At 68.6% G+C, this 8,684-nt stretch carries 9 protein-coding genes; 2 read left to right on the top strand and 7 right to left on the bottom strand.

What is annotated here, in order from left to right:
- On the bottom strand, positions 1–500 hold a 500-nt coding region (locus LL06_RS16910), incomplete at its 3' end, for an alpha/beta fold hydrolase (RefSeq protein ID WP_035529488.1).
- A 149-nt stretch (positions 501–649) separates the two neighbouring features.
- Here LL06_RS16910 and LL06_RS16905 point away from each other — a divergent pair.
- Entirely contained in the window at positions 650–1,594 is a 945-nt protein-coding gene (locus tag LL06_RS16905; protein WP_035529486.1) for a helix-turn-helix domain-containing protein, read from the top strand.
- A 71-nt stretch (positions 1,595–1,665) separates the two neighbouring features.
- Complete coding sequence (locus LL06_RS16900; RefSeq protein WP_035529484.1) at positions 1,666–2,037, top strand: VOC family protein; 372 nt, start codon at positions 1,666–1,668, stop codon at positions 2,035–2,037.
- A 53-nt stretch (positions 2,038–2,090) separates the two neighbouring features.
- Here LL06_RS16900 and LL06_RS16895 read toward each other — a convergent pair whose 3' ends face one another.
- The 6 genes from LL06_RS16895 to LL06_RS16870 all read right to left on the bottom strand — a co-directional run bounded on the left by LL06_RS16895 (position 2,091) and on the right by LL06_RS16870 (position 8,678).
- Positions 2,091–3,491: a L,D-transpeptidase gene (locus LL06_RS16895; RefSeq protein WP_052161665.1), complete on the bottom strand. Its 1,401-nt coding sequence runs from the start codon at positions 3,489–3,491 to the stop codon at positions 2,091–2,093.
- Between the two features lie 86 nt (positions 3,492–3,577).
- Positions 3,578–4,759, bottom strand: a complete 1,182-nt coding sequence (gene pobA, locus LL06_RS16890; RefSeq protein ID WP_035529482.1) for a 4-hydroxybenzoate 3-monooxygenase — start codon at positions 4,757–4,759, stop codon at positions 3,578–3,580.
- Complete coding sequence (locus LL06_RS16885) at positions 4,756–5,826, bottom strand: 3-carboxy-cis,cis-muconate cycloisomerase (protein ID WP_035529480.1); 1,071 nt, start codon at positions 5,824–5,826, stop codon at positions 4,756–4,758. Before LL06_RS16885 ends, pobA begins: the two co-directional genes overlap by 4 nt.
- A 1-nt stretch (position 5,827) precedes the next feature.
- On the bottom strand, positions 5,828–7,033 hold the full coding sequence (pcaF, locus tag LL06_RS16880; protein WP_035529478.1) for a 3-oxoadipyl-CoA thiolase: 1,206 nt from the start codon (positions 7,031–7,033) through the stop codon (positions 5,828–5,830).
- On the bottom strand, positions 7,033–7,827 hold the full coding sequence (locus LL06_RS16875) for a CoA-transferase subunit beta (RefSeq protein WP_035529476.1): 795 nt from the start codon (positions 7,825–7,827) through the stop codon (positions 7,033–7,035). The genes pcaF and LL06_RS16875 overlap by 1 nt, the downstream gene beginning before the upstream one ends.
- A complete protein-coding gene (locus LL06_RS16870; protein WP_035529473.1) occupies positions 7,824–8,678 on the bottom strand; it encodes a CoA transferase subunit A in 855 nt (284 codons plus the stop codon). Before LL06_RS16870 ends, LL06_RS16875 begins: the two co-directional genes overlap by 4 nt.
- Between the last annotated feature and the right edge of the window lie 6 nt (positions 8,679–8,684).

Raw genomic sequence — 8,684 nt, 5'->3', positions numbered from 1 at the left:
AGGCGCGCCGCCCGGTCGGCGGCAAAGCCCTGCCTCAGCCCGGCCCAGTGATCGCTGCGCACCAGCCGCTGCGCATTGGCAAGCCCCGCCACCAGCGGCACCTGCGAGACCACGCATTTGACGCGGCGGTCCTGTGCCGCCACCACCAGCACATGGCCGCCGCTGTAGCTCGATCCCCAGATGCCGATGCGCTCGGCGTCGACTTCGTCGCGGCCCTGGACATAGGTGATCGCGTCGCGGAAATCGCGGATCTGCTGGATCGGGTCGATCTCGCCGCGCGGCGTGCCGGCGCTGTCGCCGAGATTGCGGTTGTCATAGACCAGCACGTTCATGCCGGCCTCGTTGAAGGTCCTGGCGAAGCCTTCGAGATGCATTTCCTTGGTGGCCGAAAAGCCGTGGCACATGACGATGGCCGGGGCCGGCTTTCCCCCGGCCGCGGCGAAGAACCAGCCGGCGAGCTCGGTGCCGTCCTCGGTGTGGAAACTGACGTCGTGTTTCATGCGATATCCTCCCGTGCATGCAAGACGGCCTCACCCTAGGGGCGGGCGGCGGCGCCCGCTTGACCGCGAGTGCGCAAATCGCCATCATTTTGCGCGGCCGGCTGCGGAGGAGCAGCCGTCCTGTCGGTGCGCGCTTCGGGAGGGCCGCCATGGAGTGGGCGACAGCACAGATCGCGCCGGTCGATCGCTTCGAAGCCTGGCGCCAGGCGCTCAACGCCACGCATCTGCCGTGGACGCTCGGCCGCCCGCCATCCCCGGGGTTTTCCGCGTCGCTGCGCACGCTCGAAGCGGGCGGGCTCAGCATCGTCGACTGCATCTGCGATCCCTGCCACGGCTATCGCGACCGCCGCGACATCCGCAGCGGCGACGACGGCTGCTTCGGGGTGCTGATGCTGCGCAAGGGGCGCGAGCGCGTCGAACAGGGCGGCACGACGGTCGAGCTCGGGCCGGGATCGACGCTGATCTGGGACGCGAGCCGTCCCGCCGCCTTCGATGTGCTCGAGCCGCTGGAAAAATGCACGCTGATGATCCCGCGCGAGGTGCTCCGGCGCGAGACGGGACTGTCCGACCTGCCGGTGGGGCTCATCGACAGTTCACGTGGCTTCGGGGCGCTCCTGCATGCGCGGGCGACCGGGCTCGGCGGCGTGTTCGCCGATTTCGACACAGGCGACAGGGCAACGCTCGGCGCGGCGCTGCTCAGCGATCTCGTTCATGCGATCAGGGGCGGGGTCCGTTCGCCCACGGTTCCGCCGCGCGCCCGGCTGGTCGAACGGGTCTACCGCATCATCGACACCGGCTTCGCCGATCCCGATCTCGACCTGCCGCGCGTCGCCGCCTGCGCCGGCATTTCGGTCAGATACCTGCATCAGATCCTCGAGGACGCGCCGGAGACTGCGGGTGCGCGCATCCTGCGGAGGCGGCTCGAGGCGCTCGCCGCCGGGCTCGCCGATCCCGAGCTTGCGGAGGCGAGCATCACGCAGATCGGCTTTGCCAGCGGCTTCTCCTCAGCCTCCCATATCAGCCGGGCCTTCCGCGAGCATTTCGGAAAGGCGCCGTCGGCCTTTCGCAGGGCGGCCCTGGAGAGCCGGCGGTAAGGCCTCTTGGGCGCGCAGGCGATTGCGGCTATCCTGCCCCCGGTCGGCAGTCCAGGACCAGGAGCGATCCCATGCAGCTCGGCGCATTCTCCATCAGTCTCGCGGTCAAGGATCTCGCGGTGTCGCGGGCATTCTACGAGAAGCTCGGTTTCCGGGCGGTGGGCGGCGAGGCCAGCGAGAAATGGCTGATGATGCAGAACGCCGACTGCGTCATCGGGCTGTTCGAGGGCATGTTCGAGAAGAACATCCTCACCTTCAACCCGGGGTGGGCGACGAACTCCGAGCCGGTCGAGACATTCACCGATGTGCGGGACCTGCAGAAGCAGCTCAAGGCCTTGAGCGTGGCCTTCGACACCGAGGCCGACGAGGCCACCACCGGGCCGGCGAGCTTCCTCATCCACGACCCCGACGGCAATCCGATCCTCGTCGACCAGCACCGCTGAGCGCTCGGCCGGAGCGGGTCCGGCCGGGCGCTGGCAGGGTCTGGCGGCGAAAGCTAGTCCACGAAGCTCACGGTCACGCCCGGCGTGACCAGGCCGGCCAGTTCCTCGGCGTCCCAGTTGGTCAGCCGCACGCAGCCGTGCGAGGCGGTCTTGCCGATCTTGGAGGGTTCGGGCGTGCCGTGGATGCCGTAGGTGGGCTTGGACAGCGCGATCCAGATGGTGCCGACGGGGCCGTTCGGGCCGGGCGGGACTTCCAGGATCTGGTCGTTGTCGCCCTGCTTGAAATTGACCTTGGGATTGTAGGTGTAGCCGGGATTGCGGGCGACGCGCTCGATGGTCACCTGGCCGGTGGGCGAGGGCGTGTCGGACGAGCCGATGGTGGTCGGGTAGGCGACCACCAGCTTGCCGTTGGCGTCGTAGCCGCGGACCTGCTTGCGGGCCTTGTCGGCAACGATGCTGGCCACCTTCCCGGTCCGCTTCTGGCCGGGCTCGACCACCTTGATCTGCACGCCCGGGCGGGAGAAATCGGCGCCGGGATTGAGCGCCTTGAGATAGTCCTCGTCCATGTGGAAGCGTTCGGCCAGCATCTCGACGGTCGAGGTGTAGGCGAGCCGCTCCAGCCGCGCCTTTTCGGCGTAGTCGCTGGGAATGGAGGCGATGAAGGGGCCGGCGGCGTCTTCCGAGGTGATGGTGTAGGAGGTGAAGGCCAGTCCGCCGCTGGCCGCCAGGCGGCTGACGATCAGGTCGGTGTCGGCGGGATCGATGCGTTCCCCGGTTTCCTCGAACCAGGCATCGAGCGCCTTGCTGACATTGGAGCCCATGCGGCCGTCGATGACGCCGGGCGACACGCCGTTGCGGTCGAGAAACACCTGCAGGGCGGCGACCTGCGCCTTGGTCAGCTTCGGCGCCGCGGGCTGCGCGGGCATGGCGGGCTCGACGAATCGCGGCGCCTCGATCACCTCGGGCGTATCCTGCGGTCCGGAGAGGCCGGGTTCGCGGGTCCGTTCGCCCGGCACCGTGCCGGTCATCGGGTTGAGGTCGCGGCGCTCGATGCCGTCGGCGGGCGGAGCCGCGGCGAAACCGTCGCGCTCATAGAGGCCGCCGTCGAACCCGTCGCGCGGGTAGGCTTCGCGCGGCGGCGGCGGCGGTGCCGGAAAGGCCGATTCGATCCGGTCGCGCATCCGCGGGCGCTGGCCGCCGTTCTGCTGGCGGTATTGCCAGGCCGGGATCTCGAAGCCGATCACCTGGTCCCAGGTGTCGAGCAGCAGGCGGCGGCCTTCGGTGTCGATGACGATGCGGACGGCGCCGGCTTCGGGCACATCGCGCATCAGCCGGCCGTCGGTGTCGACGACAACCATCCCGTCGACCGGCTGTTGGGCCAGCGCCTGCGGTGCGGTCAGCGCGCTCAACGCCAGGAGCGCTGCGGCATAGGGGGAACGGGCTATCTTGATCATGCGGTCAACCTGCGGCTTATGGGACAATGGGGCATCATTGCCTGATTATGCTGAACGGAGCCTGAACAGACTGTGAAATCCGGGCTTCAGTAAGGCAAACCGACATAGTTTTCCGCAAGCGCGGTTTTTGCGGCTTCGGAGCTGAGCGTATAGGCCAGTTCGGTTTCGAGGATGCGGGCCTCGAAGGGGCCCTGTTCGGGAAACCGGTGCAGCATGGTCGTCATCCACCAGGAAAACCTCACGGCCTTCCAGGCCCGGGCGAGCGCGCGCTCGGAATAGGAGTCGAGCAGGAACCGGTCGCGCTCGAGGAAATGGCCGCACAGGCCCTCGAACAGGTAATGCACGTCCGACACCGCCAGGTTGAGCCCCTTGGCGCCGGTGGGCGGGACGATGTGCGCGGCGTCGCCGACCAGGAACAGGCTGCCGAAGCGCATCGGCTCGGCGACGAAGGACCTCAGCGGCGCGATGGATTTTTCGAATGACGGCCCGGTGGTCACCGCCTCGGCGATGTCGGGCGGCAGCCGCCGGCGCAGTTCGGTCCAGAACCGGTCGTCCGACCAGGCCTCGACGCTGTCGCCGGCGTTGCACTGGATGTAGTAGCGGCTACGGCTTTTCGAGCGCATCGAACAGAGCGCGAAGCCGCGGGAATGGCTGGCGTAGATCAGCTCGTGGCTGACGGGAGGCACATCGCTCAGGATGCCGAGCCAGCCGAAAGGGTAGACTTTCTCGAAGGTGCGGATCGACTTTTCCGGCACGGCGCGGCGGCTCGCGCCATGAAAGCCGTCGCATCCGGCGATGAAGCGGCAGTCGATCCGCACCTCTTCGCCGTCGATCCGGCAGGTGACATGGGGCTTGTCGCCGGCGAAGTCGTGCGGCTCGACGGCGTCGACCGAGTAATAGGTGACGCCGCCGGTGTCGGCGCGGCGGTCGACCAGGTCCCGCGTCACTTCGGTCTGGCCATAGACCGTGACCCACTTGCCGCCGGTCAGGCCGGAGAGATCGATGCGGTGGACATCGGTTTCGCGGGTGATGGCGAAGCCTTCATGCACCAGGCCCTGGGCGTGCATCCGGCCGCCGATCCCGGCCGCCTCGAGCGTGCGCTGGGCGCCCTGCTCCAGGACGCCGGCGCGCACCCGCGACAGCACGTGGTCGAGGCTCGAGCGTTCGACGATGATCGTGTCGATGCCGATGTCATGCAGCAACTGGCCGAGAAGCAGGCCCGAAGGGCCGGCGCCGATGATGCAGACCTGCGTGCTGAGAATTTTCATCGCCCGTCTCCCCCGGGCTCGCCGATCCGATCGACGCAGCCCATCAGCGCAGACGCCGTCGCCAGAGCGGCGCCGGCGGCCTCACACATCTTCGGCAGGATCATCCATTCGAGCATCCAGGCGGCGCCCGAGCGCTCCATCTCGTGGATCTGCGCCTGGTGCATGCCGGCGACCAGCGTGGCGTTGAGCCGCGCCAGCGCCACCAGGCGTTCGGCCGCGACCGGGTTCTGCTTGTGCGGCATGGCCGAGGAGCCGCCGCCGCCCGAGAGCCTGATGTCCCGGTCGCCGCGCAACGCCATCAGGGCCACGTCCTGGCCGATCTTGCCGAGCGCGCCGGTGAGTTCCGACAGGTAATTGGCGTGCGCCAGCATAGGGCCGCGCGCCGCATGCCAGCTATGGCCCGGCCAGCGCAGGTCGAGCTCGCGGCCGAGCGTCTCGGCGATGATGGCCGCGTTGTCGCCGAGCGCCCGCAGGCCGCCCACCGCGCCGCCGAACTGCAGGATGCGGGTCTGTTCCCTGAGCTTGGTCAGGCGGGCGCGCAGCGCCTCAAGCGGCTGGCTCCAGGCGGCGAGGCGGTCGGACGCCTTGAAGCCGAGTGCCGGCTGCATCCGGGTGATGGCCTCGAGCGCGTTGCCGCCGTCGCGGTTCTCGAGATCGGCAAGGCGCGTAAGAAGCGCGTCAAGTCGCTTGGAAAGGATGGCGCCGGTGCGGCCCAGCGCCTCGATGGTGGCGGTGTCGACCAGATCCTGGCTGGTGGCGCCGTGGTGGACGAGCTCGCTGCCTGGGCCGGTCACAAGGGCGCGCAATTGCCGGACATAGTCGGGCGCCGGCACGCCGTCGCGGAGAAGGGCGCCGTCGATCGCCGCCCGGTCCGGTTCGAAGCCGGCGATCTGGTCGATCAGTCCGGCGGCATCGTCCGGACCGATCAATTTCGCCTGCGCGAGCCCCTTGATCAGCGCCTGCTCGAAGCGGGCGAAGCTGGCGAACAGGGCGGTGCCGGAAAACAGCCCGGCGATCTCGGGATCGCCGCTCAAGCCGTCCATCCAGCCCTGTCCGCCGGTGTCCATCTCAGACCCGTTCCAGGGCGATGGCGATGCCCTGGCCGACGCCGATGCACATGGTGGCGAGCGCCAGCTTCTCGTTGCGGATGGCGAGCTCCAGCGCCGCGGTGCCGGTGATGCGGGCGCCGGACATGCCGAGCGGATGGCCGAGCGCGATGGCGCCGCCATTGGGATTGATGTGCTCGGCGTCCTCGGCAAGGTCGAGCTCGCGCAGCACGGCGATGCCCTGGCTGGCGAAGGCCTCGTTGAGTTCGATGACGCCGAAATCGGACGGCTTGAGGCCGAGCCGGGCGCAGAGTTTCAGCGTCGCCGGCGCCGGTCCGATGCCCATGATCCTGGGCTCGACGCCGGCGGTGGCGCCGCCGAGGATGCGGGCGATGGGGGTGAGGCCGTGCTTCCGCGCGGCCGCCTCGCTGGCGATGATCAGCGCCGCGGCGCCGTCATTGACGCCGGACGCATTGCCGGCCGTGACGCTGCCGCCCTGCCGGAACGGGGTTCCGAGTTTCGCGAGCTGCTCGATCGTGGTGTCGGGGCGGGGATGCTCGTCGCTGTCGACCACGATCGGGTCGCCCTTGCGGCGCGGGATCTCGACCGGGGCGATTTCCCGGTCGAAGCGGCCCGAGGCCTGGGCGGCGCCGGCGCGCTTCTGGCTCCTGAGCGCGAACGCGTCCTGGTCGGCTCGGGAGACGCCATACTGCTCGGCCACGTTCTCGCCGGTCTCGGGCATGGAATCGATGCCGTACTGGGCCTTCATCAGCGGGTTGACGAAGCGCCAGCCGATGGTGGTGTCATGGATCTCGGCATGGCGCGAAAAGGCGGTGTCGGCCTTGGGCATGACGAAGGGCGCGCGCGACATGCTTTCGACGCCGCCGGCGATGACCATGCCGGCCTCGTCAGAGCGGATCATCCGGGCGGCGGCCAAGACCGCGTCCATGCCCGAGCCGCAGAGGCGGTTCAGGGTGGTGCCGGGCACCCAGACCGGAAGGCCCGCGAGCAGCGACGACATGCGGGCGACGTTGCGGTTGTCCTCGCCGGCCTGGTTGGCGCAGCCGTAATAGACCTCGTCGATCTCCGCCCAGTCGACACTGGCGTTGCGGGCCATCAGCGCGCGGATCGGGATGGCGCCGAGATCATCGGCGCGGACCTGTGCCAGGGCGCCGCCGAAACGGCCAATCGGGGTGCGGATGTAATCGCAAATGAATGCTTCGGCCATCAGGCGGCTTCTCCGGTGTTGGTGCCCGAATGGGCGGCTTTGGTGCGGGCGTTGAGATCGCGCAGGGTTGTCAGTTCCAGCTCGGTCGGCGACGGGGTTTCGCCCACCTCGTCGGCGAAGCGGACGGTCCAGCCGCATTCGGCCTGCACCATCTCGCGGGTCACGCCGGGATGCAACAGCACCACGGTGAACTCATGTGTTACAGGATCGGTCCGCCAGACCGCAAGGTCTGTCACCATCAGCGTCGGCCCCTTGGTGGCGATCCCCAGCCGCGCGCGGTGGTCGCCGCCCTCGCCATGGCCGAAGCTGGTGAAGAAGTCGATCTTCTCCACCATGGCGCGCCTGGACTGCTTGAGCGTGATGAAGATCTCGCCGCAGGAGGAGGCGATCTCGGGCGCGCCGCCGCCGCCGGGCAGGCGGGTCTTGGGATGGTCGTAATCGCCGATCACGGTGGTGTTGATGTTGCCGAAGCGGTCTATCTGGGCGGCGCCGAGGAAGCCCACGGTGACGCGGCCGCCCTGCAGCCAGTAGCGGAACATCTCGGGCACCGAGACGGTGGTGACCGCCGTGTCGCAGAGTTCGCCGTCGCCGATCGACAGCGGCAGCACCGAGGGCGCGGTGCCGATGGTGCCGCTCTCATAGATCAGCGTGACGTCGGGCGCATGGGTGAGGCGGGCGATGTTGCAGGCGGCGGACGGCGCGCCGATGCCGACGAAGCAGACATCGGTGTTCTTGAGCGCCCGGGCGGCGGCGATCGTCATCATTTCGGTCGGGGTGAAATCGGTCTCAGTCATGACCTGCTCCTCAAGTGGCTGACCCGATCGTCGAAATCCTCGGGCCTGGCGTCCAGCACGTTCTGCTTCATCCAGGCGAGGAACGTGTCGCGGTCGGCCGCGATCTTGTCCCAGGCGATGTAGCTTGCATTGTCGCGGGGGTAGTAGCCGTGGGCATAGGACGGATGGGCGCCGCCCGGCACCAGGCAGATGGCGCTCACGGTCCAGCCGGGCAGGACGCAGGCATTGGGATGGGCGTCGAGATCGTCGACGATCTCCTCGACGGTCACCACCGCGCGCTTCGCCGCCAGCACCGCCTCCTTCTGCACGCCGACGATGCCCTCGATCAGCACATTGCCCTTGCGGTCGGCCTTCTGGGCGTGAATGAAGGTTACATCTGGGCGGATGGCGGGGACGGCCGCCAACACCTCGCCGGTGAACGGGCAGGTGACCGACCTGATGTTGGGATTGACCCTCGCCAGTTCCGCGCCCTTGTAGCCGCGCAACACCGCAAACGGCAGGCCAGCGGCGCCGGCCTCGTAGGCATTGGCCATGGCGGCGTGGGAATGCTCCTCGATCTCGAGTGCGTGCGGCCAGCCGTTCTCGACCGAATCGCGCAGCCGCCTGAGCAGGCCCACGCCGGGATTGCCGGCATAGGAGAAGATGAGCTTTCTCACCGCGCCCATGCCGATCATCTGGTCGTAGACGAGATCGGGCGTCATCCGCACCAGCGTCAGGTCCTTGACGCCCTGGCGCAGCGCCTCGTGGGCGCTGGCATGGGGGATCAGGTGGGTGAAGCCCTCGAAGGCGGCGGTGTCGCCGGTGGTGAGATTCTGCGCCACCGCTTCGGGCAGCGTCATGAATTGAGCCATTGTCTG

Origin of the sequence: Hoeflea sp. BAL378 (assembly GCF_000759435.1) — a bacterium.
In the GTDB taxonomy this organism is placed as follows: domain Bacteria; phylum Pseudomonadota; class Alphaproteobacteria; order Rhizobiales; family Rhizobiaceae; genus Hoeflea.
Note: the sequence above shows the minus strand (reverse complement) of the source record. Positions and strands in the feature narration are given on the sequence as shown.

Excerpts from the sequence above, each read along its gene's own strand:
- LL06_RS16870 (WP_035529473.1), bottom strand. The coding sequence starts at position 8,678 with ATGGCTCAATTCATGACGCTGCCCGAAGCGGTGGCGCAGAATCTCACC.
- LL06_RS16895 (WP_052161665.1), bottom strand. The coding sequence starts at position 3,491 with ATGATCAAGATAGCCCGTTCCCCCTATGCCGCAGCGCTCCTGGCGTTG.
- LL06_RS16905 (WP_035529486.1), top strand. The coding sequence starts at position 650 with ATGGAGTGGGCGACAGCACAGATCGCGCCGGTCGATCGCTTCGAAGCC.
- LL06_RS16885 (WP_035529480.1), bottom strand. The coding sequence starts at position 5,826 with ATGGACACCGGCGGACAGGGCTGGATGGACGGCTTGAGCGGCGATCCC.
- LL06_RS16900 (WP_035529484.1), top strand. The coding sequence starts at position 1,666 with ATGCAGCTCGGCGCATTCTCCATCAGTCTCGCGGTCAAGGATCTCGCG.
- pcaF (WP_035529478.1), bottom strand. The coding sequence starts at position 7,033 with ATGGCCGAAGCATTCATTTGCGATTACATCCGCACCCCGATTGGCCGT.
- LL06_RS16875 (WP_035529476.1), bottom strand. The coding sequence starts at position 7,827 with ATGACTGAGACCGATTTCACCCCGACCGAAATGATGACGATCGCCGCC.
- pobA (WP_035529482.1), bottom strand. The coding sequence starts at position 4,759 with ATGAAAATTCTCAGCACGCAGGTCTGCATCATCGGCGCCGGCCCTTCG.